Genomic DNA, 25,903 nt, shown 5'->3' with positions numbered 1-25,903 from the left:
TGGAACTGGATCTGAAGACAGAGTCCTAAAAAAATAGTGAATTTTCCCTTCGGGGGGCTAGCCCCCCGAAGGGAAGCCAGACAGAGTTGAGCTAACACTACCTTAGTGCCTGGTAATTTCCACTGTTGAGTATTTGCCATTTTGCATTACGGTTGCTTTCCGAGTCTTTCCCAGAAAGTGTCACCACTTCAAAAGACTGTTTCAGTAACTGATAAAGCGCATCAATATGCTCTTTTCTTTCTGTAATGATAACAGCCTTTTTCCCATTATTCAATTCAGTGCTAATGTCCCCAAGTATCAACTTGTTTCTGGCAGAATCGTGAACCAATACCTTTGATAGGTTTTCAAACGGATCTGTTTTTGGATTGAAGGGAATATCTAAAGCCGTTTCCCTTACGATTATTTTTGCCTGCTTGTATTTTTCAATTTCCTGCGGTCTAATGTCTGCAATGATGTCGCCCAAATGGGTAAAAATTATTTTGCCATCATTTCCTTTCCGAAAAGGAGTTGCCGTTAACCCATATTGGTAGTAAGACGGAAAGTTTGAAATGGTATTTCGGAATGTTTCTGCTGGGATATGGTGGCATTCATCAACGATAATAATCCCGAAAGACAGGGCAAATTCATCTGTTTCCTGTTTGTCAAGATACTTACCCAAACTCTGGATCATTGCTACCGTAATCGCTTTTCCGGTTTTGGCATTTCCTTGTCCTATCCTACCAATCTCGTTTTTCGGTATGCCCAGAAAACCCTGAATCCGTTCAACCCATTGTTCCAGCAACTGTTTACGATGCACCACGATCAGAGCAGGTTGCTGTTTTTCAGCAATTATCTTCAACCCGATTACTGTTTTTCCGGAACCTGGAGGTGCGGTAATGACACCAAATTCTTTGCGGGAGGTAACTTCAATTGCGGATTTCTGGTGTGACTTTAGACTGAAATTTGTTGTGAATAAAACAGGATCCTGCTTCTTCCGTTCATCCTGAAATTCGAAATCAATGTTTTGCTGTTTGCAGTACCGGATCAATCTACCTATAAATCCTCTCGGAAGAATTATCTCATGCGTTGTTTCCTCTACAAACCGGAAATACCGCTCGGTTCCCCATGTGTTTCTGCCACTTTTCTTTTTAATGAAATATTCCGAATTGGCAAAATTTAATTCCTCTTTTAGAAAATTGATCAGTTTGGGTGTCATACCTGACCGATTAAGGTGAATTAAATTGTTGAGTTGTATATGCAGCTTACCTGAATCGATGTTGTTTGGGACATGATCGTTCTTTGGGTGGAGTGAATGAAAGATCGTATCAAGATGAGATACAGTCACCCTCTGGATTGACGACAAAAATTCCCATTGATCCTGATATGGGTTAAATTGTTCATCTACAAAACAACTGTTACCTTCTTCCATGGTCGGTTTATATAGTGGCAATGCAATCAAATTGCCTAACTTTTCTCCCGTAAGGAAATCCTGATTGGGGAAAAGTCTGTCGAAGCTGGAACTTTTGTCAAAAACAGAGAAGATACCTGCCTGTTCCAGAAGTGAGATTAAAATTTTACGACTTTTACTTGCAGGATAGGGCTTGTCGAAAAATATCCACACATGACCTCCTTTACCGGAGCGGGATCGTTCCAGATAAGCCGGAATAGTCTGTTCATTGCAAATATTGAGAAATTTACGGCATTCCTCCGCCCATTTCTCTTTATCAAAATCTGCAGCGATAAACCAGGATGTATTTTCCTGTAACAATGGATAAATGCCAATTAATTTATCCCCATTGAAATGCTTTAGAAGTTGCTGATCAGTAAGTGGTAGGTAGGTTTTGTCTTTGTAGTTTTTGAAGGAGCCCCCCTTCATTTTATGGAGCCTATACATGTAGGGGTCATACTGATATGCAGGCATATATCCGCTTTTAATCCTTCCTCCATCGGACTGGGCAGCTTTTTCCCAACGTATAGCAAAGACATCCTCCCTACCTTTGAAGAGGCTTTTGAACAGATTCAGTTTTTCATTTTCTGAATATTGGTTCATCTGTTTCGTTATTTATTTTGTTGGTACCGGGAATGTTATTGAATCCATTTCGAACTTATTTGACCAAAAATTCTGCTTAAGTGCCAAATAACCACCTTATATCTGTCAATTAACCGCCTTCCTTTAACGCTTTGTTAGTATGCCACGACTTATGTTGGATGTGTGAACCTGGGATTGTGAATATAGGTCAAAAAGTTGACTGTTTCAACGAGTGAAATGGGCTTGCGCACGAAGGTCGTTATCCGAAACAAAGTAAGTGGAAAGCCAGTCCCGCCGCTCCGGTGCTATGCCTGGAGAGTTCAGAGCGTTTAATAAAACCTGTATTTTTTTTAGTGAGGAGTCACTAGGTGAAGCCCTGAAGTCTCAGGATTTATTATTTTCCAAAGGATTCTTATAAATACCTTTTCTGATCCTAAATCCATAAGAGTGTGCTTTGGTCTACAGCACAAAATTAGACTCCGTATGATGTCAAAACCAGTGATTTTCCACAATCACCAAAAAGATCACCAATCCAAAAATAGGTCTCGATGGAAAAACGAATGGGTCTCGATTATTCCGCAAAAAATAGGAAAATAGTAAGTAAGATTGGGGGGATACAAAATAAAAAAAGCCCCTAAACGCTAAAATTAGGGGCTTTTCGAAACATTTGATTGACTAAAAGCAGAGGAGGAGGGATTCGAACCTATTTTACAGGTATTTACTGATATTGCTTAAAAAAGCTATTTTAAAAACAATTAGAAGGCATTTTAGATCATAAAGATGAATGGATCGTAATCCAAATCAAAAAAATTAACACCCCAATTAACACCCCAATTGTAATTTTTTTTGTATCTTGCATTGTTGTAAACTGTGAAAAAGATGGCAAAACTTACAATTCGGTTCGAAACCCGACAGGACAAAATGAATCAGGAGGGCTTGGTCCCTATCTCTTGCATGATTTCGGTTTCTCAAAAGAGAAAGCGTATCGCAACAGAAATCAATATTCCACCTTGCAATTGGGATAAATCGAATCAGAAAGCGATTTACCTCAACAAAAAAGTGTATTCAAAACATGCAGGAGCAAGTGCAACATTGTTTCTGATGGAATCGGATATTAATCGTATCAATTCACGCCTGATAAAAATTAAGTCCCAACTTGATTTTATTGAGGATGGATTCAGATTAGCTGACAAGGAATATTCTATCGAAGATATTTATTCAGCATTCAAAAATTCCAATACTGCTACTGGAATAAAAGGTCCTCAAAAACCCACTGAAAGAATTCCGGGTGTCGCTGAATTTATTGATACCTATGTGGAGCGCAACCGGGCCAGCAGAGCTAAGAAGAGTTTAGGCGTGTATAAGCAGTTGAAAAATCACCTGGAAGCATATGAAGCTTGGTCCGGCCGAAGAATTACTTTTGATTTGATTGGCCTTTCATTTTTTGAGGAATTCCAATCATTCCTAATCGAAAAAAGGACAACCCTGAACAATATCACCATTGCCAAACAACTGAGTACCCTGAAAACCTTATTGGGGTATGCCCGGAAGCATGGAATCGAAATGAATCAATCCTACCGGGATTTTACCATCAAACGTCAAAAATTAGAAGTGATCACCCTTTCGGAATCGGAATACAAAGCATTGAAGGAATGTGATTTGAAGGGAGTCAGCAGGCACATAAAAGCCCGGGATATTTTCATTTTCCTTTGTGCGACCAGTATGCGCTATTCCGATTATGCTCAATTCAAGCGAGAACATATCAAAGGCCATACCATCCAGCTAACGATGAAAAAAGGCAGCAAGCCCTGGGAAATCCCACTAAACCCGATTTCCATGGAAATACTGGAAAAATACAGCGATTTAGCCTACCCGCTCCCTAAAATTTCCAACCAAAAGCTATCGAAGTATATCAAGGAGGTATGTGAGGTGGCAAAAATAAATGAACCCGTTGAGATCGTCCGATTTAGGGGAGCCGAAGAACTAAAGCAGGTATTCCCTAAGCATCAACTTGTATCTGCGCACACCGGTAGAAAAACGTTCTGTACGCTGTCCCTGGAGCGTGGTGCATCGGTAGAAACCGTAATGAAGTGGTCTGGTCATGAATCCTATGCCAGTTTCAAACGGTATGTGAACCTGAGCCGTACCCATAGCATCAGCGAAATGGAACGGGTATGGGGTAAAATGGATATTTTGAAAGCGGGTTGAAACAAAAAAGGTGGAATTTTTTATTACTCCCAAGGAGGATATTCATGGGAGTCCAACAGTTATAGCAAATGAAAAATAACGATAATCCTGTTGCAGAAAGGCTCTCAATGTGGGTTCATAGAATCGCCTCTCATTCATTTGTTGATTTTTTGAATGGGAAGCCAAAGATGTTCTTGCAAATGGCCTACCTGATAGCAAATGAAGGGAAAGGAAATCGAGTAGATTGGCATAATTTTGTCGATGGAGTCATTTTAATTTTCACGGATTCTTTGGTCCCGAAAAAGGAAAATAGGCTGAAGGAATTTGATAGGTTGACGAAATCTGGGTTTCGATTGATTGTAGAGTATTTTAAAAATCCTAAATTTCAAGATGCTGTGGTAAACAGAAACCAGATTGGATCAGATGCCATACTGTTTGACGGGCTGAATCAAACTCAGATCAATGCTGAGGTGCTTTCAACATTCCGACAAATTCAAGACATTTTTGTACTCAGTCACAAGGACGTTCAGAAGCTCCGTGAAAGTTTCTTGAATCACAAGAAAGGCCAATATAATTTTTTGCAGGGTAAAACCAATGAACCAATAATCCAAAAAAAGAAATACAAAGATGGTGCTTCAACAAAGAAACTTGCCCTTCTTCTCTATTTCAAAAACGAAAAACCGTACAACCACGATTTCGACAAAATAGCCACGGAATATGGTTACAAAAACGGTAAAAAACTAGCTGATATATTCTCAATCATAACAGAACCAATACGGCGATACAAGAACAGTTCAGAGCTAAGATCCCAAATTCAAAAAAAAAATAGAATTAATGATTACAGGTGGGCCATTGAACGACTTCCAGAGGAAAAGAAAAAAAAGGCAAATGAAGAAATGAAAACTTTAATAGCCTCGCTTTCAGTAGAGGAATAATTTTTTTTCAACCGGTGCCAACCGGTTGCGCATTTACAAACCGAATAATATTTCTGCAAACTAAATCAATTGCAGAAATGAGTATTCAAAACCCCTTCGCAGTCCTTGATGCCAGATTGGCAAATATTGAAGGACTCCTTCTTGACCTTAAACATCCAGAGGAATTAGGAAAAGAAAAAAAAGAAAGAATCATTGTCGACACTGACCAGTTGTTGGCAAAACTCAATGTCACCCGACCGACGCTTGCCAAATGGCGTAAAGAAAATCGAATTCCCTATATCCAGGTAGGATCCGTGGTTCGGTATGATCTGGAAAAGGTATTGGAGGCATTGGAAACCGGAAAAAAGAAGGGAAAATGAATCATTCAATTATTCCTTCCCTTGCCGGTACCAAAACAAAGGAGACCCCTCCATGGGCCAGGTATTACCGAAAATACGAAACCAGCCATTGGTTTCGACAAGACCCTACCGAGCAGGTATTATCGGTATCGCACACCGTGTTCGCGGATGAATTGCAGATCGAATTTTCAGACGATAAGCAAGGGCAGGGCGCCTGCTTTCTCTCATCCCGCAGACAGCATGGGATTTACCGGGTTTTTACGGAATTGAAGCCTACTTACTTTCAAGGGTGGCATTATGGTGGTATGCCCATATTTCAGAAAGGGAAGCCATTGAAACGGTTGATTTTGGTTCGGTTTTGCTCCGATGGACACTGCTTCCGATTGTATGTGCTGGATTCAGAGAGCCCCACAGGACCGGATTTACAGGCCAGAATTACCAGAAAAATTCTGGAAATTCTGAGGTCTATTGATACCGGTCCAACATAGCCTTCCCAGAGCATACTTTAGGTAAGTCAGGACGCTTTTATTGATGTTTTGGCGATCATCTACTTTAATATCCTCTTAATGGCTATAAACGCCGAAAAATGGGCTTAACAAGAAAACGTGACAAATGAAAAAATATCAAATCAATTGGGACAAAAAATCTGACAAACAGCCTTTAAAACAATTGTCAGAAAGAATGCATGAATTCACCTACCGGGACAGACCATTGATCCCCGTATATGCGCGAAACAAACCAAAACGATTCCAGGACCGAACAGCTAATGAGTTAACACAGGCGATTATTCAGTTCTTCCGGCTGCAGGGAGGCATTGCGGAACGGATAAATAGCATGGGTAGGCAGGTAGATAACACCAAAACCTACACGGACCCAATCACCGGTGCAAGACGGTCGATTGGTTCGGTCGAATGGGTTCGCGGTACCTCCACGGAGGGAACCGCGGATATCTCGGCAACGGTATTCGGCCTGTCCGTGAAAGTGGAAGTGAAAATTGGCAATGATCGGCAGAGCGATGCACAGAAGCAGTACCAAAAGCGGATTGAACAGGCAGGAGGCATTTACATCATCGCCAGGTCATTTGACGGCTTTTTGCATGAGTTTTTTAGGGCTATAGATCAATTAATGTGATGGAGCAAAAATATTTCAACTTCCCAATTCAATTGCTGCACGGCTTCTTAATCGACGAGGCTCATTGCGAGCGGTGTCTTCGCAATATTCTCCACTATGCTATTTACCATCGTGCCCGATCTCATGAAAGTGGAGAAATTGGCGATCGAATAAAAGATGCAGCTGATTATTTATCCGTTTGCAATATTACCATTAAAACGATCAAACAACGAGGCGAGCAACTTATGGACTCCATTCCGGAAAGGCCTCCTATGGTTGGGATAGGAACTAAAATATTTTGGGATTTTCGAAATAATGAAAAATCGGATTTTGAGAAAGTATGTCTACTTGCTTTCCTTGCCCTTAAATCAATCAATTTACCCCAACCCTACGGAAAGGCCGATAACAATTTCATGTTTGCGAGGATGGCAGGTTTTCCAGTCAGATTTAAAAATAGGGACTGGCAGAAGGAGTTACCAGAAAAATTGCAGGAATATACCACCCGGTGGAAAACAACAAAAATCATTGAAGAATTGGAATTGAACTGGGGATTGGTCTACTATGCCCATTACACCAGAGGATTTTATTTCTCGTTCTCCATGACGCTTGACGACCTGGTATTGCAAGTTGAAAAAAGGCGAAAATCCAAACGACAAAAAGACTTAAAAATAAAGAAAAAGGAGGCCAGGGAAAGGGTAATCCGGGCACTAAATGGGCAGTGACATCATGAGAACACCAGTGTTACACCATACTGACACCTATAGTAAGGGACAAGTAAAAAAATGATAAAATGGCACTTGTAAATAACAAAATCACGACAATTACCCAACAAATGACTTGCACCTATAGAAAGATTCTCTAGTAAGGTGTTTTAGAAAGCTACTAAAGAAAGGTATTAAAGAAAGGTATTCAAAGATGGTGATTAGTTTTTTTTCTGACATCATTCCATGCTCCATTTCGCATCAACTAAGCGATAGAAGTAAAAAGAAAGAATTAATTGGCATTTCTTAAAAAATCCCGGACACCTGTAACTAAAAAATTAAAATATTCGCTATTTAACCCCATAAGTCATGGCAAAAAAACAGACAATACAGATCGGAAAAGAAACCGTCACACTGACTGATAGAGAAATCCAATTTGCAGACCATTACATCATTTCCAAAAATGCTACCGATGCTGCGATGAAAGCCGGCTATTCAGAAAAATGTGCCGGTCAGCAAGGGTTTGAAAACCTGAAAAAACCTGATATTTTGAACTACATTCGGTTTAAAACCAAACCTATCATGGAGCAGTTGGGTATCACCCAGGAACGTGTACTCCGGGAACTGGCTGCCATTGCATTTTCTGACATCACCGATGTATTCAATTCAGATTGGAGCCTAAAGGAACTGCAGGAAATGGATCCCGAGAAAACTCCTGCTATCAAAAACCTGGAAAAAACAGACCGGGGAGTAAAAGTCCAGCTCCACGACAAACTAGCAGCCCTCCAGCGGCTGTGGGAGTTGGTAAAACCCAATCAGGAGGCCAACGCGTCGGCAAAGGAAAATTTCTTTGCGCAAATAAATGACTATTATTCGAGAAACTGATGAGGAAAGGTAAAGGAATACTACTTGAACTAGATTTTAAAAATGATAGTGGTAACAGACTTATTTTTTTGTCAAACTAACGTAACGTATGATCTGGGCTTCAATTGAGGCAAGAACGGTAAGATGTAAATCTACTGCAAGCTTAATCTCTGATATTTCTCCTTTAGTAGGTAATTTCGATTTCTTGGCAATACTTTCCATTACCGCATCAATTGCAATCCCTGTAATGTTCTTTGGCAGATGTCCGTATAATTTTTGAAGAAGCTTAGCTTCATATTTAGCTGTTTTATTTATGCCTTTTATAATACAAAGAATGTTTGAATCACCAATCGGGAATAATGGATGTGGTATTTCTTCATCTGAATTGTAAATTATTTCTTCGATTTTTTTAGTATTATCACTATCAGGGACTGAATCAAGTATTTCTTTCAAAAATATTAAATTGGCAACCAATTTTTCCTGCATAAGATGTGCGTGTAAGAAAAATTCTTTTTGAGCTTCAACTTTTGGTAAAACCTCCAAAAAGAAATAGAAAATACTTGCTGCGATTAGGGAATAAATTATATTTTCTGAAATCATCCACAATTTAAACCAAAAATCAGAAATAATAATTTTTGGAGCAAAATGGTTAAGAAAAAGCAAATTCAATGAAATTATAAATAGTAGAGCTACCCATCGATTTGAATTAGATAGAAATAAACCAAACCGGGCTGATATTTTTATATCATTTTTTGAATTTGTCATTAATCTATTGGTAAATCACGGGAATTTTGAAAGATTGTAAATGTAGTCCTTTGTTTTGAATTTTACCATGCCGATCGAAATGGTCTCTTAGACTGCTTTGTGGGCAGCTTTTTGCCTACCCGTTTTGTTAGGTTTTCCTCTGGAAGCGCCATGCCGCACAATCGTGATGATCCTATATCCTGGCAACTGGAGGGATGCAGATTGTTGTAATCAACTTTTCTTGTATCGGCTATTCGTTGGGTCAGCGTAATCGGACCATTTAGATAGGCGTCAAGCACATCTTCTCGAAAGATTGTATTGAACGGCTTCATGATCCGTTTCGCTAAGGCTTTTTCCACTACATAGGTGACCACTCGATCTGCCGTTTGGTAAACCATGCCTGAGTATTCATTTCGAAGCCTGTAAATCACTTCAGAGCTGATTCAATGCTTTTGGGGCATATCTACGACTTTGAAGCCCTCATCTTGCTGTTTGAGGATTTTGATAACCTACAGTAAAAAAAGCGTAGTACCGCAGCGTTCCGATTTATCCCATTTTTTTTGTATCATTACCCTGAATTAGACTTGGCATCAAAACCTAAATTTCCTTTTTGCTTTGAAAGGAAAATAACGTGCAACCCTAACGTTTTTTATATTCGATGAGTTTTCAAAAAATCCTGGACAAATACAGAAAAATTGCTTTTTCAGAACAAGACAAAGGAGCCCGTTTCGAACGGTTGATGCAAGCTTATTTACGAACTGATCCGCAGTATGCATATAAATTTAAAAACGTCTGGTTATGGAATGAATTTCCGGGAAAGCTTGATTTAGGTGGCGGGGACACGGGGATTGATTTAGTAGCTCTCACCCATGAGGGGGATTACTGGGCAGTACAATGCAAATGCTTTCAGGAGAATTCAACCATTAACAAGCCTGCAGTGGACAGTTTTCTGTCTACCTCCAGCCGGGAATTCAAGAATGAACAATTTCAAACAACCCGGTTTGCTCACCGGCTTTGGATTTCGACAACCAATAACTGGGGGACAAATGCAGAACAGGCCATTAAGAACCAAAACCCTCCGGTCACTCGGATCAACCTGTTCAATTTGGTGGATTCTCCCGTGGATTGGGAACAACTCGAAAATGGCGTTCATGGAGAGCAGGCCCGCACCCCTAAAAAATCGCTTCGTCCCCACCAGACAGAAGCCCTGGAAAAAGCCCATGCACATTTTCAGCAGCAAGATCGGGGAAAGCTTATTATGGCATGCGGTACCGGTAAAACATTCACTTCACTACGCATAGCTGAACATGAAACCGACGGAAAAGGGTTGATACTTTTCCTGGTCCCTTCCATTGCCCTACTGGGCCAAACGCTTCGGGAATGGAGTGCAGATGCCAACGAACCCATCAATGCCATTGCCATCTGCTCAGATCCGGATATCACCAAACAAAAAAGCAAAAACCAAGATACAGATTCTTTTAGCGTGGTCGATCTGGCCTTTCCGGCATCTACAAATTCAGATTTTATTCTTCATCAGTTTGAACAGATCAAGAAAAATGAACGGCCGGGAATGACGGTGGTGTTTTCAACCTACCAATCAATTGAAGTGATCGCCCGGGCCCAACAGGTCTTGCTTAAAAATGGCTTTCCTGAATTTGATCTCATCATTTGTGATGAGGCCCACAGAACCACTGGTGTTTCCTTGGCAGGTGAAGATGAATCGGCATTTACCAGGGTACACGATGCCAATTTTATCAGGGCAAAAAAGCGTTTATACATGACGGCTACCCCTCGGCTGTATGATGACAACACCAAAAGCAAGGCAGCCCAGGCAGAAGCCATTTTATGCTCCATGGATGATCCGGCATTGTATGGGGAAGAAATATATCGGATTGGGTTTGGTGAAGCTGTAGAAAGGGATTTACTGACCGATTATAAGGTCCTGATTCTGACACTGAATGATAAAGATGTTCCTCCAGCTGTACAGCGCATGATTGCCGATAAGGAAACAGAAATCACCACGGATGATGCATCCAAACTGATAGGCTGCATCAATGCACTTAGCAAACAATTTTTGGGCGATGATGGCAGCACCCGGGAAGCGGATCCTGAACCCATGAAACGTGCAGTCGCTTTCTGCGCCAATATTGCCACTTCTAAAAAAATCACCGCTACGTACAACACGGCCACAGATGCCTATTTAGGTTCGTTACCTGCCGATAAAAAGGAAAAAATGGTAAGTGTAGCCTCCAAACACATGGATGGCACCATGGCTGCACCGGAGCGCGACCAAATGCTCGCCTGGCTAAAAGAAGAAACCGAAGACAATGAATGCCGCATCATTACCAATGTACGTGTGCTCAGTGAAGGGGTAGACGTACCAGGATTGGATTCTGTATTGTTCCTATCTGCAAGAAACTCCCAGGTGGATGTTGTGCAGTCGGTTGGTCGGGTGATGCGCAGGGCTCCTGGGAAAAAATACGGATACATTGTCATACCAGTGGTTGTCCCTGCAGATGTAGAAGCAGACAAAGCACTTGATGACAACGAACGCTACAAAGTGGTTTGGACGGTGCTGAATGCACTTCGCGCACATGATGACCGCTTCAATGCTACGGTAAACAAACTTGAGTTAAATAAGAAAAAGCCCAACAACATCCTGGTTGGACGGCCTGAATATTCATTTGATGAAGACGGGAACCCCCAAGCTTGGAACGAAGATTCAGATGCTTATGAAACTACCAAAGACATCAACCGACAAATGGCCTTACAATTTGAACAATTGCAATCGGTGGTATTTGCACGCATGGTTCAGAAAGTCGGAGATCGTAGATACTGGGAACAATGGGCAAAGGATGTGGCGATTATTGCCGACCGGCAAATTGAACGTATCAAACACCTCATTGAAACCAAAACCGACCAACGCAAGGCATTTGACAATTTTCTGGCTGGCTTGCAGAAAAACATCAATCCCAGCATTTCTGAATTGCAGGCGATTGACATGTTGGCGCAGCACATCATTACCAAACCAATTTTTGAAGCTTTGTTTGAAGGGTATTCCTTTGTAAAAAGCAATGCCGTTTCCAATGCTATGCAGGGCATGCTGGAAGCCTTGGAAGGTAAATCGGTAGCCGAAGAATCGGAAACCCTGCAGAAATTTTACAATTCGGTACGTAAACGAGCAGAGGGCATTGACAATGCTGAAGGCAAACAACGTATCATCATTGAATTGTATGACAAGTTCTTTAAAACAGCTTTCCCGAAAATGGTGGAACAGTTGGGTATTGTTTATACACCTGTGGAGGTGGTAGATTTCATCATTCACTCGGTAAATGACATATTGAAGAAGGAATTTGACAGAAGCATTTCGGATGATAACATTCACATACTCGACCCCTTTACCGGAACGGGAACCTTCATTACCCGATTACTTCAGAGTGGATTAATAGATGGAAAAGACCTTGCACGTAAATACAAACACGAACTGCATGCCAATGAAATTGTGCTTCTGGCCTATTATATAGCTGCCGTAAATATTGAAAATGCCTATCACGACCAACTTGCTGGCACCCTGAGCGAAGGCGAAGGGAGCCAATATGAACCTTTTGAAGGCATAGTACTGACTGATACGTTCCAATTGAGTGAAACAGACGAAAGCCAAAAACTTTTCTCCGAAATGTTTCTGCAAAACTCAGCACGAGTAGCCCGACAAAAGAAAGCGCCTTTGCGGGTGATTATGGGTAATCCGCCTTATTCGGTTGGGCAAAAATCTGAGAATGATTTTGCAAAGAATTTAAAATACGAGGAACTCGATAAACGAATTGAGAAAACCTATGCCAAAGGAAGTGCCGCTACGTCTGTAAAAGCTTTATATGACGCTTATATCAAAGCATTTAGATGGAGTTCAGACAGGCTATCCAGAGAAGGGGGTATTGTTTGTTTTGTATCAAATGGAGGGTGGTTAGATGCCAATGGGATGGATGGTTTCCGTAAAGCCTTAGAAACAGAATTTTCGAGTATTTGGGTTTTTAATCTTCGGGGTAATGCAAGAACTCAAGGAGAATTAAGGCAGAAAGAGGCGGGGAACGTTTTTGGTGGCGGTTCGCGAACTCCTATTTCGATTACGCTTTTGGTGAAAAAACCAAATGCCAATAATAATCAGGCAACCATTCATTACCATGATATTGGCGACTACCTAAGCCAGGAACAAAAGTTGGCGATTGTGAAGAAATTCAAGTCGGTTGGGAATACAGAAATGAAATGGAAAGCCTTGCAACCTAATGAACATGGCGATTGGCTGAACCAGCGGAATGATGTATTTGATACTTTTATTCCAATCGCAGCTGATAAAAAATTTGATCCATATACTAAGTCGTACTTTCTTTTTCATTCTCTCGGTTTAAATACTAGTAGAGATGTTTGGTGCTATTCCTTTTCGAAAAAAGAACTTACAATAAATTTGAATGGCTCAATTGAATATTATAATACACAACTTACGAATTTTCAAAAGGCACATTCAGCTAATTCAAGTATCACTGTAGAAGACATCATTGAGTCTGAACAAACCAAAATTAGCTGGGATAGAGGTCTACGCAACCAAATTAAGGCAGGAAAGAAAATCCAATTCAAGAAAGAAAGAATTTATAAAAGCACTTATCGACCGTTTTGTAAGCAGTTTCTGTATTTCGATAGAGACTTCAATGCCATGCTTTATCAAAATGTAAAGCTCTTTCCATCACCAAATATATCGAACCTAGTTATTTGCGTTTCTTGTGTTGGGTCTACAAAAGGATTAGCAGTTTTAATTACTGACCAAATTGCAAACCTTCATTTTAATGGTGATTCCCAATGCTTCCCCCTATACTACTACGAAGAACGTCAAAAGAACAGCCCGAGCCTGTTTGATGTCACAGGAGAAAGCGAATACATCCGCAGGGATGGGGTTTCTGATTTTATCTTGGAGCGGGCAAAGAAGATATATGGAAAAAATGTAGTTAAAGAAGATATTTTCTACTATGTCTACGGAATATTACACAGCCCGGACTACCGCACCGCCTTTGCCAATGATTTAAAGAAAATGCTACCCCGCATTCCTCTGGTAGAAGACGTTCGGGATTTTTGGAAGTTCAGCAAAGCCGGCCGGGCATTGGCCGACTTGCATATCAATTATGAAGATGTACCGTCTTATGAAGGTGTAGAAGTTTCGGGAGATGGCTCAGGCTTTTTCCGGGTTGAAAAAATGCGATTTCCGAAGAAAGGCCAAAAGGATACCATCATTTACAACAGCAAAATTGTGGTTTTCAACATACCGGATAAAGCCTATGAATATGTAGTCAACGGCAAATCCGCCATTGAATGGATCATGGAACGCTACCAGGTAAAAATCGACAAAGCCAGCGGCATCAAAAACGACCCCAATGATTGGGCAGAAGAAGTCGGTAAACCACGCTACATTCTGGATCTACTACTCGGCATTATCAATGTGAGTGTGAAGACTGTGGAGATTGTGGAGGGGTTGCCGAAAATGGAGTTTAAAGCGTAATCAATTCAAATGCGTCGATCCAAAAGAGATTCTCAAGAACGAAATTTGCACCGGCAAGCTGTTTTGGAACAGAAAAGCAGAAGTGATGACGATTTTGAAAAATATATTACCTTCATTTCCTCCGGAGCATTGGCCATTACCGTGACCTTTATTGACAAATTGAGCCCATTAGACCAATCGGTTTTTGTTTGGGTAGTTTTGTTGGGTTGGTTTTTTCTGGCGACTACGCTATTTCTGAATTTGATTTCGCATTACCTTTCAAGTCGGTACAATGAAAAAACAGTCCAGGAAATTGATGAAAATATCTCAACGCTGAATTTGATAAAGAATATTGATAGCCGAAACAAAATAATATCCCGATTGAATTTCAGTTCAATTATTTTGCTCGGGCTAGGTATTCTTTGCATTTTAACTTTTACTGGAATAAACGCGTACCATCATGGCTAAAAAAAATAATCCAACACCGACTACTCGACCGGCCTCCCCAGGCGAAGAACAGAAAGGAAGAACCATACCGCCGCCTGTTAGTCGCCCCAAGCCTCCGTCGAAAAAGTAGAATGCAGCATTGGACTTTTAAATGTAAAAGCGAAGACCTCGAACTGCAACCTAAAATCAAATGAATCGCCAGGTAGGAGTCCTGTCCAATTTGTAGTTTTAGATATTGAAAATGAGCCATTTGGCTCAGATCGGGCTGCTCGATTGTAGCACGTTTTTTTTCAGTTTTGGTTTCTAGAAACTATTTCTCTAAATTCTTTCGCAATTTCTTGACGGTTTTTACTCCCATGTCTACTAGGATCCGATTTGGCTAAGGCATCAATTCCGTAGCTCATTAGATTTGAAATTGTAAGTCCATAAGGTACTTTTAGTTTAAAGAATTCCATATTTGTTGAGACCTGTCTTGCTATAAATTCTATTTGATTTATCTTTAATTCCTTTTGAGAAAATAAGAAGTCAATGTCCCCATCTGGGAGATGAAAATAAAAGTCGAGGATAGCTCTTATATTTTCTTGGTTGCTTGGGTAAATATTGTCGTTGGAGTTAGGAATGAGCATATGTCAGAGTTTGATTTTTAAATATATACTAACGTCCAACTAAAATGAGTATGCGCCACCCCAGTTGCTAGAAGCAGCCAAGTTTCTGGTTCGCATTGATTTTTCAAAAGGCTCAGTTCGCATATTCATTTCAGTGTTTGATGTGGAGAGTTTATTATTCGTCAATTAGTTCCTTACACCTTAAATCGACAATAAATTCAGAGTACACTTTATTATTCAAATATTTTCTCTCATTGCCGATTTTTATTTCCATTTCAATACCATGCATTTCGCAAATGAAATTTGAAAGGAACAGACCAAGACCCGAACCAGATTCAACATCTTCGGCGTTTGAGCTTCGAACACCTCTCTCTGTTAAAGAATTTACTTCTTGATCTGCCGGTCGTGGACCCCAATTTCTTATTCTTATTTGCAAGAGATCTTCAGATTCCAGAAATTTCACATTCACAGCTTCATTTTTTGGAGAATATTTAAGAGCATTTTCTATAAGGAGAAAGGGTAGCAATTCGATTACCTCATTAGCATTGATCCTTTTATAGGAATTGCCATTCAAGTAAAGATTAACCCCCCTGTGTTCTGATTCTACTTTTAAACAGTGGATTACTTTCTCAAATCTCTTAAATAATGGAGTTGGCTTTTTAACATTAGATAGAGCCAAATCCGGATTCAGAATAAAATCATACGTATTGAGCCTTGAAGAAATCAATCTAGATGTAGAATACACATTTAGACCTAGATACTTTATTCGCTGATAGTTCGGATTATAAGCGTTGATTTCCTTGGTTAGAGTCTCAGTTTGTTTTTTCAACTGTTGATTGAGTTTTCTGAGCTCATGAAAGGTGTTATCTAACAATTCTTTATTCTCATTAAGGTCGAATTGTGCTTCAGAAAAATTCTTTAATGTATTGGTTAGGTCTGAGTTCATCTGAATAAAATTCGCAAACTCCTCCTTAATTCGTTTATAACTTTCCTTGCTTAATCTTGGCGAGAAATCCTTTTTATGGATGTTTCTTTGAAGTTTCTTTCTTTCCGATATTTTTTCAACATTAAGTGCTGTCAGAATGAAATCCTTATTGTTGACATTTATCTTTTCAGAAGCAAAGCCGTAAGGACATTGCACTGCTCCTAATTTTTTTGATGCAACAAGGTCGATATAATGGTCCTGACACTTCTTATTGAATACATTCGAGCAGAATCTTGGTAAATCGAAAACGATTCCTGATTTAGGAATCTGTGTTGGACTGACAAGAAATGGAACAGGACTAAAATTCAGTTCTCTCATGGTATCAAAAGTTTGAAGATCAAGCTGGCTGTAAATGATTGAAGAACAGATCGTAAGTCCTGAGGCATTCCTTTAGTTGCACGATTACTCGGGAAGTTTGAAATGTCTTCTTTGTTCAGGAGAATTCTTACATACTCATTTTCAAGTTTTGTTAAATTGAATAACGTTACATCCCTGGAAAGCAGAAAGTCTCTAATTTTATACCATCTTTTGATCGGATCGGTTGAAAGTTTGATGGCCAAATCTAAAGCTTCGATCCATTCATCTTGATCAATGTCCTTTTTGAGTACATTGTCGACAACACTCAAATACGAATTAAATGTAGGGTCATAGCTGTAGCCAGTAAACGCGAAAATCGTTTTAAAAGGATATTTTAGGTTTAGCTCTCTCATTACATGAGCGCCTTCATATTTACTTTTAAACTTTTTACCTACCCCCTTTATATCACACAGAACTACCTCATATGCCAAAAGGGACTCAATTGCCTCTACATCAGGAAAATAGGCGATATTAAATCCGTGAAATTTTAAGTCCTCTAGATATTCGAAAGGCTCGTCATCCACTAGTGCCATCTTAACATCTTTTCGCTCGACGCTTTGTAGCTTCAGTTGGGGCAGATTTAAGTCCAATATGTTCTTAGGTTGTCCAATGTGATAAAACATAATCGAATAGTTTAATTAACCACAACATTTGGATAAAGCGATTTCCTGGATGGACCGCTGCGTGTATTCGGAATATGCCGCCCACCCAATGCCAATATTAATTTGACAAATTAAGGAATTCGGACAAGGAATCAAGCGCATATACCACATTTTTATTTGAATCGGCCAGAATAGAGCTGTGTATTTCGGGGGTGTTAAACCGGTTATGATTTCCAAATACCCGAATCCTACGCAAATTGGTATCCCATTTTACAAACGATTAAAAATGAAATACACCGTCGCTCAGGTATTCTTCGGGATGGTCTGGCACTTTAAAGTGTTAGATGAATTGCGGCATTCGCCTTTTGATTTTCTGCCTGTCCTCCGAAAAGCTAAAATTAACACCCCAATTCACACCCCGCCAAAAAGATAAGATCCTAACTATCTTATTTTAAGCTAGTTAGGATCTATTTATGCAGAGGAGGAGGGATTCGAACCCCCGGAACCTCTCGGTTCAACGGTTTTCAAGACCGCCGCGATCGACCACTCTGCCACTCCTCTAAATTCACCAGGCAATCGGAATTCGTACCCCCAAATGCCCTTGTTTTCCCGCTTCCCAGGAAAAATCCCGGGATTTGGATTGCAAAGGTAGGTCATATTCTAGTTTATACAAATAATTCACCGGGAAAAAATCGGTCGAATAGGCTATTTTTTTCCCGGCTCTTTTGCCTGCCTAACCGCCTTTCGATGCCGGGCCTTGTCCAGGCTGACATTGATCTCAAACCCTACCAATACCAGTATGGAGGTAATCCATAGCCACAACATCACCGCAATCATCGTCCCGATCGACCCGTATAGCTTGTTGTAACTGGCGAAATTGTTTAAGTAAAAGGTGAACAGAAAAAAACCCAGCGTAATCAGCAAGCCAGCCACCACCGATCCGGTGGAGAAAAACTTCCACTTGTCGTGAACCGCGGGTGCAAAGCGGAAAATATAGGCCGTCGCGATCATAAACAGCAGCAACAATACAAAAAAGCGGAAAAAGGCCAGGGAATAGTAGTAAATGGTATTGCTAATAAACTCAAATTCGGAGATTCGAAATAAGAGATCGCTGCCTACCAGCATCACCAACACGGCCCCGCAAATACTCACCACCAACACCAGCACAATGCTCACGGCTATCAGGCGCGTACGGAAGAAACTGCGGTATTCCTTGGTCCGGTACACGGCATTGAAGGCATTCATCATGGAGATTACCCCGTTGGTGGACAGGTAGAGTGCCAAAAAGAAGCCCAGGGAGAGCAAACTCTGGCGGGGCTTGCTGACGATGTCCATGATGGTCGGGGCGGCTTCGTTGTACACGGTCTCGGGCAAAATATCCCGGATAAATAGCAAAATATTTGCTGTGGTCACGCCCGGAAAAAAAAACTGGATAAAGGGAATCGTGTTCAGCAAAAATAAGAGCAAGGGAAACATGGCCACCGTGAAATTAAATGCCATGGCACTGGCGCGTTCGAACACGTCGTCCTTTTGCAGGTGATGGAAAAAGATTTTCCCTACATCGTACAGGTTTTGGTCCGGATTGCCAAAGTGTATCGGCTTTAGCCGTAACGCTTGCTTGTGCAGCTGATCCAGAAACCCATCGATCCGCTTTTTCACGACCGGGACGGATTAGCTGTTTCAAAATACGGCCGTAGCAACTCTACCAAGGGTTCCGGTGGGCGGCAGGGTCGGTGCGTATCCGTTCGCAAAAAGGTCAACAGGGTTTCTCCGGTATGGATGGTTTCCCCCTGTTCGTTCAAAATTTCGTAGTAAAACCGAATGCGTACCCCGGGTATTTCCCGAATGCTGGTACGAATGGTCAGCTGCTCGTCGTATTTTCCGGGCAGTAAAAACCGGCTGTGGTTTTCCAGGACCGGCATCATGATCCCTGAAGCTTCCATTTCCTTGTACGAAAACCCGATGCTCCGCAGGGCTTCCACCCGGGCTACCTCGTAGTAGGTGGCATAATTGCCGTAATAAACGTAGCCCATTTGGTCCGTTTCGGCATACCTGACGCGGAGTTGGTGCTCTTTTGTAAACATTACCGGTAGATTTTTGAGGCGTTGAGTGCTTGCTGGTACCTTCTGGCATTGGCGAGATGCTCCCGTAGGGTCCGGGCAAAGGCATGGTATCCCGAGAAATCTTCCTTTGCGCAAAAATACAGGTAATCGTGTTCCTCGTAATTTAGCACGGCATCGAGGGAACTGATTTCCGGCAAATTGATGGGGCCGGGAGGAAGTCCGGCGTACTTGTAGGTATTGTAGGGACTTTCCACTTCCTTGTGCACGTTCAATACCCGTCGGATACTGAAGTCGCCCAGTGCAAATAGCAGGGTGGGATCGGCTTGCAAGGGCATGTTTCGCTCCAGGCGATTGAGGTATACCCCGGCTACCCGGGGGCGTTCGTCCCGTTTGTTGGTTTCTGCCTGCACGATGGAGGCCAGCGTGGACACTTCCAGGGGGCTCAATGCAAGGCTTTCGGCCTTGGCTTTCCGGGCATCGGTCCAAAACCGGTTGTATTCCCGGTACATGCGATCAAAGAGTTCCAGGGGGCTTAGGTTCCAGTATACCTCGTAAGTATTCGGGATAAACATGGTCATGACCGTCAGGCTGTCAAACCCGTACTTCTCCAGAAAAGCCTGGTCTTGCAGCAGCGGCAAAAAGCTTTCCGGGTCCATTTCCAGCTCGGCCGTAATTTTCTCCGCCAGTTCCTCCGGAAGGCGGATGGTATTGAAGGTGATGTTAACCGGCGTCTGGTTTCCGGAACGGAGCAGGGTGATCAGTTCCCGGTTAGACATTCTGGGTTGTAGGGTGTACTTCCCGGGTTTGACCGCCTGGGGGTAGTCCATCACCTTGGCTACGAAACTGAAGGTAACCACCTCGTTCACAATATTCCGCTGCAGCAGGCTGTCCCGCACGGCATCAAAGGTGCTTCCGGTCGGAATGGTGAAAACTTCCGGTGCATCGCGGTTCACCAGGGTATTGGGCGAAAAAAATGCCTGGTAAAAGTAAAAACTCAGGGAGGTCAGTAAAACGGAAACGGCCACCAATCCTACCAGCAGGTATTTCTTTTTTTTGTCTGTAAGCATGCGTTTTTTTACTTGACCTGCAGGGAACGCCGGGGGAACGCACAGGTCTTGTTTTCGATCTTTTTGACAAATATACTATTAAAACAGGGACTTGTTTTTTTGAATAAATAAAATCCCCTAGAAAAAACCAAGCCTTGCTTTTATATTGGCGATTAAAAGAGTTAAATTTAACTATCTGTTTGGCATCGGCAGTGCCGGTGCCGGGAGAACCTAACCCAGCAAACTGTATGGCGGCAGCCTTTATCAAGCTCTATCCTGAAAATCCGGATCCCCGTAGGATTCGGCAGATCGTGGATATCCTGCGGCAAGGCGGGGTAATCATCTACCCGACGGATACCATTTACGGGATGGGCTGTGATATTTTTAACCAAAAGGCCATTGAACGCATCAGTTTGATCAAAGGAATTAAACCCAAAAAGCAAAATTTTTCGTTTATATGTTACGATCTGAGCAATATTGCCGAGTACACCCGGGCATTGAGTACGCCGGTTTTTAAAATGATGAAGAAAGCCCTGCCCGGTCCGTTTACCTTTATCTTGGAAGCGAACAATAAGGTGCCGAAGCTATTGAACAGTAAGAAAAAGACCGTTGGTATCCGGGTACCCGATCACAGCATACCGCGGACGCTGGTAAAGGAATTGGGGCAGCCCATTCTGACTACCTCCATTCGCGACGAGGATGACGTGATCGAATACAGTACGGATCCGGAGTTGATTTATGAGAAGTACAAGGATTTGGTAGATGTGGTGATTGATGGAGGCTACGGGCAAAACGTGGCGTCCACCGTGATCGATTGTACGGGGGATCAATTAGAAGTTCTCCGCGAAGGACTGGGGGAAATTAACGAAATCGTCTGAGGAAAATACTTTTTCCTTTGCCGAACGTTTAACTTACCCCTAACTTACCACCCATGAATAACCTGTTACCCGGAGTGCTTGCGGATGCTTTGTACCTGCCCGTCCTACCTTATTTTGTGGCGGTCAGGGGGGCAAGGGAAATCGTTCTCGTTGCCGGAGACCAACTGAGTCGGCAATCCTTTGTAAATAAAACAAGGATTCGCCTGGCCAATAAGGTCGAAATGTTGTCGGTACCCGTGTACGGGGTTCGTAAAAAGCAGGCCATCAAGGACCTAGGAATCGATTACGACCAAAAATGGTTAAACGTCCACCTGCGGGGATTGCAAAGTGCGTATGGCAAAGCTCCTTTTTTTGAATATTTTTATTCTGACCTGGAGCGTGTATATTTACAAAAGCATCCCTATTTGCTGGATCTTAACCGGGAATTACTGACACTTTGTCTCAAATTTTTGGGCTGGGATGTCAAATTGCGTGTGGAAGAAGCGCCTGTAGAGGAAGCCCATTTTCGGGACATTAGGGGGCTGATTCACCCTAAAAGGCTGAAAGAGAGGCAAGGAATCTATCACCCGCAGCCGTATCAGCAAATATTTGGCGCAGACTTTGCACCGGATTTGTCGATTGTGGATTTGTTGTTCTGCGAAGGACCCGGTGCCAACCGCATCCTGGACCGTTCAGAAAAAAGTAATTGAACAATATGTAAAACTATTGTGTTTTTAAAACAAATTCGATAACATTAATCAACGATTTGAAATAATACCATAAGAAAGGATATAATGGAAGCAAAATTTTCAAACAGAGTTAAAGAGGTGATCTCCCTCAGCCGCGAAGAAGCGCTGCGATTGGGGCATGATTACATCGGTACAGAGCACCTCTTGTTAGGAATGATTCGTGAAGGGGAAGGTGTAGCTGTTTCCATTCTTAAGAAACTTGGCGTTCCTTTGGACGAGCTGAGAAATTCCGTGGAGCGGGCAGTAAAGGGTACGGCAAATCACAATGTCAAAAATCTCGCCAATATTCCGCTAACCAGGCAATCCGAAAAAGTGTTGAAAATCACCTACCTGGAAGCTAAAATATTTAAAAGCCAACTGATTGGCACCGAACACTTACTACTTTCCATTTTGAGAGACGAAGACAATATTGCCACTCAGATACTTCAGAAATTTGATGCTACCTACGATACTGTAAAGGAAATGCTCGAATTTCAAACGGATCAGTCGCCCCGGTCAGGTACCGAAGCAGACGATTCCGACGAAGAAGGTTCCAAATTATTTGGTTCGTCCAGCGGCTCTTCCGGGAGTTCCAAAGGCAGTGCAGAAAAATCCCGTACCCCGGTATTGGATAATTTCGGCAGAGACCTTACCCGCATGGCGGAAGAGGACAAACTGGACCCCATTATTGGCAGGGAAAAAGAAATCGAGCGCGTTGCGCAGATTCTTTCCCGACGAAAGAAAAACAACCCCATTCTGATCGGTGAGCCCGGTGTTGGTAAGACGGCCATTGCCGAAGGATTGGCGCTACGGATTATCCAGAAGAAGGTGTCCCGGGTGTTGTTCAACAAGCGTGTGGTCACACTGGACCTTGCCTCCCTCGTCGCCGGCACCAAATACCGGGGACAATTTGAGGAACGCATGAAGGCCGTGATGAACGAGTTGGAGAAATCGCCCAATGTAATTTTATTTATCGACGAGTTGCACACCATTGTGGGAGCAGGAGGGGCCAGTGGCTCCCTTGATGCCTCCAATATGTTTAAGCCGGCACTAGCCCGCGGAGAAATTCAATGCATCGGTGCCACCACGCTGGACGAATACCGGCAGTACATCGAAAAAGACGGGGCCCTCGCACGTAGGTTTCAAATGGTGATGGTGGATGCTACCTCGCCGGAGGAAACCATACAAATCCTCGAGAACATCAAGGATAAATACGAGGATCACCACAACGTGAATTATACCGCCGAAGCCATTCAGGCTTGTGTGAACCTATCCGACCGGTACATCTCGGATCGGTTTCTACCGGACAAGGCCATCGATATTCTCGACGAAGCAGGAGCCAGGGTGCACATCAACAATATCCACGTTCCGGAAAACATCCTGAAGTTGGAAGACGAAGTAGAGAAAATCAAGGTAGAAAAAAACCGGGTCGTCAAAAGCCAGAAGTACGAAGAGGCGGCCCAACTGCGGGACAAGGAAAAGAAACTCCTGGAGCAGCTGGAAAATGCCAAGGCCAAATGGGAGGAAGAAAGCAAGACCAAGCGGTATACGGTAGAAGAAGATAACGTGGCCGAAGTCATTGCCATGATGACGGGTATACCTGCCCGTCGAATCGCCCAAAACGAAGGCGCCAAATTGCTCAACATGGGTGAAGAATTAAAGGGCCGGGTAGTTGGACAGGAAGAGGCGATCAAGAAATTAACCAAAGCCATCCAACGTACCCGGGTCGGATTGAAAGATCCCAAGAAGCCTATCGGATCCTTTGTGTTCCTGGGACCCACAGGGGTTGGAAAAACCGAATTGGCCAAAATGCTGGCCACCTATCTGTTTGATAAGGAAGATTCCCTGATCCGGATCGACATGTCGGAGTACATGGAGAAGTTCTCCGTATCCAGATTGGTAGGAGCACCTCCAGGCTATGTAGGCTATGAAGAAGGTGGACAACTTACCGAAAAAGTTCGACGTAAGCCCTATTCCGTGGTCTTGCTCGATGAAATCGAAAAAGCCCACCCGGATGTATTCAACATTTTGTTGCAGGTGCTGGACGATGGCGTCCTGACCGATGGATTGGGTAGACGCGTAGACTTCCGAAACACCATCATCATCATGACCTCCAATATTGGTGTGAGGGACCTGAAAGATTTTGGGGCAGGAATCGGGTTTGCATCCAAAGCCAAAGAAGAGAACATGGACGAAGTGATGAAATCGACCATCCAAAATGCCCTGAAAAAGGCATTTAGTCCGGAGTTTTTAAACCGATTGGATGATGTGGTGGTATTCAATTCCCTAACCAAGGACCACATTCACCAGATTATCGACATCAGTCTCAAAAAACTCTTCACGCGGATTACGGACCTGGGCTATGTCATCGAACTTACCGACAAGGCCAAGGATTTTCTTTCAGAAAAAGGCTACGACAAGCAGTACGGTGCACGGCCACTGAATCGAGCCATACAGAAATACCTGGAAGACGCACTTGCCGAGGAAATTCTCAAAGGAGAACTGTCCGAAGGAGACGTGATCATCGCCGATTACTTGGGCGAAGGTGATGCACTGGAAATCAGCGTCACCAAAAAGGAAAAAGCAGATTAATCCCAGGCTTTATGCTGGGAACTCAAACATACACTAGTGGGGCAGCCTTTCGGGGCTGTCCTTTCCTTTTTTTAGGTAGTTGGAAAACTACCCTGGATTAACTAAAAAAAATGGTGATAGTCAAATTGTTCAAATCGGTTGTTGGTTAAACGCGTAGCGGAATGAGTTTTCTTTTTGAAAAATTGCTTAAGCTTTTTTTTCTGTTTTCGATCATCCCTTTTTTGCTTTCGGAGAAGCTTCAGAAAAAGTACGACCTAAAGCTACACCCCCAGGTAACGTACAGCCTCTTTAGCGGTCCAAAAAAAGTGGGAGAGGTAGAAGAAAAATTCCTTGATGAGACCAGCGGGTTGGCTGTTTCCCGGAAGTTTCCGGAGCTACTTTACCTACACAACGACAGCGGAGGATCGGCGGAAATCTTCTTACTTGATACCCTGGGAAAGTACCGCGGTAGCATCCTCCTGGAAGGGGTTACCAATCGGGATTGGGAAGATCTGGCAATCGGCCCCGGTCCGGTTGACGGTGAATCGTACCTGTACCTGGGGGACATTGGCGATAATTTCGGTGTGCACGAGGAATTGTTTATTTACCGCTTTCCCGAGCCCCCTACCGTCGAGGAAGCGCGTTCGGTACTACCGGAACGAATCAAGTTGAGGTATCCGGACGGTGCCAAGGATGCGGAAACCCTGCTAGTGGATCCCTTGGGGGGTGACCTTTACGTGCTGACGAAACGAGACGCTAGAAACTCGCTGTACAAAGCTGCTGCCGCCGATTTGCAGGATGGGAGTACCGTTGTATTGGAAAAGGTGCTGGAGATGCCTATCACACTCTCGGTAGCCGGGGATATTTCTGCGGACGGCCTTCAGGTAGCCATCAAAAACTATTGGGTGGTCTATTATTGGGAGCGAGACCCCAACCTGACGCTGGAGGAAACGCTAGGCCACCCCGCAAAACTGCTGCCGTACGAACCGGAACCCCAGGGAGAAGCGCTCGCCTTCAGCCCGGATGGCAACAGCTATTTTACGCTCAGCGAAAAGAAGCTGCGGGTGCAGCCGGTGCTGTACCGGTACACCCGGCTGCCGGCGCCTGAATAATCCGACTACAGGCTGTAGTGCCAGCAAACGCAAATGGATGTGCAGCATGATGTGGCCTGTCTATTTCAAAAATGCACCTGCTTTCCGTAAAAACGAGGAGCCAACTTGGTTCGGTCCGGCCA

20 protein-coding genes and 1 tRNA gene are annotated in these 25,903 nt (G+C 42.9%); 12 read left to right on the top strand and 9 right to left on the bottom strand.

Annotation, left to right across the window (positions count from 1 at the left end):
- Positions 1-97: 97 nt before the first annotated feature.
- Positions 98-2,029: a DEAD/DEAH box helicase gene (locus GCU44_RS20665; RefSeq protein WP_241685049.1), complete on the bottom strand. Its 1,932-nt coding sequence runs from the start codon at positions 2,027-2,029 to the stop codon at positions 98-100.
- Positions 2,030-2,887: 858 nt separating this feature from the next.
- Between GCU44_RS20665 and GCU44_RS20660 the strand changes: the two genes are divergently transcribed.
- The 7 genes from GCU44_RS20660 to GCU44_RS20630 all read left to right on the top strand — a co-directional run bounded on the left by GCU44_RS20660 (position 2,888) and on the right by GCU44_RS20630 (position 8,164).
- Positions 2,888-4,216, top strand: coding sequence for a site-specific integrase (locus tag GCU44_RS20660; RefSeq protein ID WP_154859238.1), 1,329 nt, complete (start codon positions 2,888-2,890; stop codon positions 4,214-4,216).
- A gap of 68 nt (positions 4,217-4,284) precedes the next feature.
- A complete protein-coding gene (locus tag GCU44_RS20655) occupies positions 4,285-5,130 on the top strand; it encodes a hypothetical protein (protein WP_154859237.1) in 846 nt (281 codons plus the stop codon).
- 77 nt (positions 5,131-5,207) lie between these two features.
- The gene (locus GCU44_RS20650) at positions 5,208-5,489 is read left to right on the top strand and encodes a helix-turn-helix transcriptional regulator (RefSeq protein WP_154859236.1); all 282 of its coding nucleotides are present in this window, start codon (positions 5,208-5,210) and stop codon (positions 5,487-5,489) included.
- Positions 5,486-5,956, top strand: a complete 471-nt coding sequence (locus tag GCU44_RS20645; protein WP_154859235.1) for a hypothetical protein — start codon at positions 5,486-5,488, stop codon at positions 5,954-5,956. Before GCU44_RS20650 ends, GCU44_RS20645 begins: the two co-directional genes overlap by 4 nt.
- Positions 5,957-6,080: 124 nt before the next feature.
- Positions 6,081-6,599: a hypothetical protein gene (locus GCU44_RS20640; RefSeq protein WP_154859234.1), complete on the top strand. Its 519-nt coding sequence runs from the start codon at positions 6,081-6,083 to the stop codon at positions 6,597-6,599.
- Positions 6,599-7,300, top strand: a complete 702-nt coding sequence (locus tag GCU44_RS20635; RefSeq protein ID WP_154859233.1) for a hypothetical protein — start codon at positions 6,599-6,601, stop codon at positions 7,298-7,300. Before GCU44_RS20640 ends, GCU44_RS20635 begins: the two co-directional genes overlap by 1 nt.
- 348 nt (positions 7,301-7,648) lie before the next feature.
- Positions 7,649-8,164, top strand: coding sequence for a terminase small subunit (locus tag GCU44_RS20630; protein ID WP_154859232.1), 516 nt, complete (start codon positions 7,649-7,651; stop codon positions 8,162-8,164).
- 60 nt (positions 8,165-8,224) lie between these two features.
- On the opposite strand, the gene GCU44_RS20625 is transcribed toward GCU44_RS20630, so the two are convergent.
- Positions 8,225-8,908, bottom strand: coding sequence for a hypothetical protein (locus tag GCU44_RS20625; RefSeq protein WP_154859230.1), 684 nt, complete (start codon positions 8,906-8,908; stop codon positions 8,225-8,227).
- Between the two features lie 637 nt (positions 8,909-9,545).
- Here GCU44_RS20625 and GCU44_RS20620 point away from each other — a divergent pair.
- Complete coding sequence (locus GCU44_RS20620; RefSeq protein WP_154859228.1) at positions 9,546-14,429, top strand: DEAD/DEAH box helicase; 4,884 nt, start codon at positions 9,546-9,548, stop codon at positions 14,427-14,429.
- 716 nt (positions 14,430-15,145) lie between these two features.
- Here the strand turns inward: GCU44_RS20620 and GCU44_RS20615 are convergent.
- The 7 genes from GCU44_RS20615 to mltG all read right to left on the bottom strand — a co-directional run bounded on the left by GCU44_RS20615 (position 15,146) and on the right by mltG (position 20,534).
- Entirely contained in the window at positions 15,146-15,481 is a 336-nt protein-coding gene (locus tag GCU44_RS20615) for a hypothetical protein (RefSeq protein WP_154859226.1), read from the bottom strand.
- 154 nt (positions 15,482-15,635) lie between these two features.
- Complete coding sequence (locus GCU44_RS20610; RefSeq protein ID WP_154859224.1) at positions 15,636-16,763, bottom strand: sensor histidine kinase; 1,128 nt, start codon at positions 16,761-16,763, stop codon at positions 15,636-15,638.
- Positions 16,760-17,425: a hypothetical protein gene (locus tag GCU44_RS20605; RefSeq protein ID WP_154859222.1), complete on the bottom strand. Its 666-nt coding sequence runs from the start codon at positions 17,423-17,425 to the stop codon at positions 16,760-16,762. Before GCU44_RS20605 ends, GCU44_RS20610 begins: the two co-directional genes overlap by 4 nt.
- A gap of 455 nt (positions 17,426-17,880) precedes the next feature.
- Positions 17,881-17,965, bottom strand: a tRNA-Ser gene (locus GCU44_RS20600).
- Between the two features lie 144 nt (positions 17,966-18,109).
- Positions 18,110-19,063 carry a YihY/virulence factor BrkB family protein gene (locus tag GCU44_RS20595; RefSeq protein ID WP_092176833.1) on the bottom strand — a complete coding sequence of 318 codons (954 nt, stop codon included), beginning with the start codon at positions 19,061-19,063 and terminating at the stop codon, positions 18,110-18,112.
- On the bottom strand, positions 19,060-19,488 hold the full coding sequence (locus GCU44_RS20590) for an acyl-CoA thioesterase (RefSeq protein WP_154859220.1): 429 nt from the start codon (positions 19,486-19,488) through the stop codon (positions 19,060-19,062). The genes GCU44_RS20595 and GCU44_RS20590 overlap by 4 nt, the downstream gene beginning before the upstream one ends.
- Positions 19,488-20,534 carry an endolytic transglycosylase MltG gene (mltG, locus tag GCU44_RS20585; protein WP_092176827.1) on the bottom strand — a complete coding sequence of 349 codons (1,047 nt, stop codon included), beginning with the start codon at positions 20,532-20,534 and terminating at the stop codon, positions 19,488-19,490. Before mltG ends, GCU44_RS20590 begins: the two co-directional genes overlap by 1 nt.
- A 227-nt stretch (positions 20,535-20,761) precedes the next feature.
- Between mltG and GCU44_RS20580 the strand changes: the two genes are divergently transcribed.
- From GCU44_RS20580 to GCU44_RS20565, 4 genes are all read left to right on the top strand, one after another.
- Positions 20,762-21,391: an L-threonylcarbamoyladenylate synthase gene (locus GCU44_RS20580; RefSeq protein WP_092176896.1), complete on the top strand. Its 630-nt coding sequence runs from the start codon at positions 20,762-20,764 to the stop codon at positions 21,389-21,391.
- Between the two features lie 53 nt (positions 21,392-21,444).
- Positions 21,445-22,080, top strand: a complete 636-nt coding sequence (locus GCU44_RS20575; protein ID WP_154859218.1) for a WbqC family protein — start codon at positions 21,445-21,447, stop codon at positions 22,078-22,080.
- Positions 22,081-22,164: 84 nt separating this feature from the next.
- Positions 22,165-24,690 (top strand): ATP-dependent Clp protease ATP-binding subunit, encoded by a 2,526-nt coding sequence (locus tag GCU44_RS20570; protein WP_154859216.1) that lies wholly within the window; start codon positions 22,165-22,167, stop codon positions 24,688-24,690.
- Positions 24,691-24,851: 161 nt separating this feature from the next.
- Positions 24,852-25,781 (top strand): hypothetical protein, encoded by a 930-nt coding sequence (locus GCU44_RS20565; RefSeq protein WP_154859214.1) that lies wholly within the window; start codon positions 24,852-24,854, stop codon positions 25,779-25,781.
- Positions 25,782-25,903: the final 122 nt, after the last annotated feature.

This window comes from Cyclobacterium xiamenense, assembly GCF_009467825.1.
GTDB lineage: Bacteria > Bacteroidota > Bacteroidia > Cytophagales > Cyclobacteriaceae > Cyclobacterium > Cyclobacterium xiamenense.
This window is presented reverse-complemented; position numbering and strand designations above follow the sequence as displayed.

Coding starts and splice junctions, on each gene's coding strand:
- GCU44_RS20665 (WP_241685049.1), bottom strand. CDS start 2,029: ATGAACCAATATTCAGAAAATGAAAAACTGAATCTGTTCAAAAGCCTC.
- GCU44_RS20660 (WP_154859238.1), top strand. CDS start 2,888: ATGGCAAAACTTACAATTCGGTTCGAAACCCGACAGGACAAAATGAAT.
- GCU44_RS20655 (WP_154859237.1), top strand. CDS start 4,285: ATGAAAAATAACGATAATCCTGTTGCAGAAAGGCTCTCAATGTGGGTT.
- GCU44_RS20650 (WP_154859236.1), top strand. CDS start 5,208: ATGAGTATTCAAAACCCCTTCGCAGTCCTTGATGCCAGATTGGCAAAT.
- GCU44_RS20645 (WP_154859235.1), top strand. CDS start 5,486: ATGAATCATTCAATTATTCCTTCCCTTGCCGGTACCAAAACAAAGGAG.
- GCU44_RS20640 (WP_154859234.1), top strand. CDS start 6,081: ATGAAAAAATATCAAATCAATTGGGACAAAAAATCTGACAAACAGCCT.
- GCU44_RS20635 (WP_154859233.1), top strand. CDS start 6,599: ATGGAGCAAAAATATTTCAACTTCCCAATTCAATTGCTGCACGGCTTC.
- GCU44_RS20630 (WP_154859232.1), top strand. CDS start 7,649: ATGGCAAAAAAACAGACAATACAGATCGGAAAAGAAACCGTCACACTG.
- GCU44_RS20625 (WP_154859230.1), bottom strand. CDS start 8,908: ATGACAAATTCAAAAAATGATATAAAAATATCAGCCCGGTTTGGTTTA.
- GCU44_RS20620 (WP_154859228.1), top strand. CDS start 9,546: ATGAGTTTTCAAAAAATCCTGGACAAATACAGAAAAATTGCTTTTTCA.
- GCU44_RS20615 (WP_154859226.1), bottom strand. CDS start 15,481: ATGCTCATTCCTAACTCCAACGACAATATTTACCCAAGCAACCAAGAA.
- GCU44_RS20610 (WP_154859224.1), bottom strand. CDS start 16,763: ATGAGAGAACTGAATTTTAGTCCTGTTCCATTTCTTGTCAGTCCAACA.
- GCU44_RS20605 (WP_154859222.1), bottom strand. CDS start 17,425: ATGTTTTATCACATTGGACAACCTAAGAACATATTGGACTTAAATCTG.
- GCU44_RS20590 (WP_154859220.1), bottom strand. CDS start 19,488: ATGTTTACAAAAGAGCACCAACTCCGCGTCAGGTATGCCGAAACGGAC.
- mltG (WP_092176827.1), bottom strand. CDS start 20,534: ATGCTTACAGACAAAAAAAAGAAATACCTGCTGGTAGGATTGGTGGCC.
- GCU44_RS20580 (WP_092176896.1), top strand. CDS start 20,762: ATGGCGGCAGCCTTTATCAAGCTCTATCCTGAAAATCCGGATCCCCGT.
- GCU44_RS20575 (WP_154859218.1), top strand. CDS start 21,445: ATGAATAACCTGTTACCCGGAGTGCTTGCGGATGCTTTGTACCTGCCC.
- GCU44_RS20570 (WP_154859216.1), top strand. CDS start 22,165: ATGGAAGCAAAATTTTCAAACAGAGTTAAAGAGGTGATCTCCCTCAGC.
- GCU44_RS20565 (WP_154859214.1), top strand. CDS start 24,852: ATGAGTTTTCTTTTTGAAAAATTGCTTAAGCTTTTTTTTCTGTTTTCG.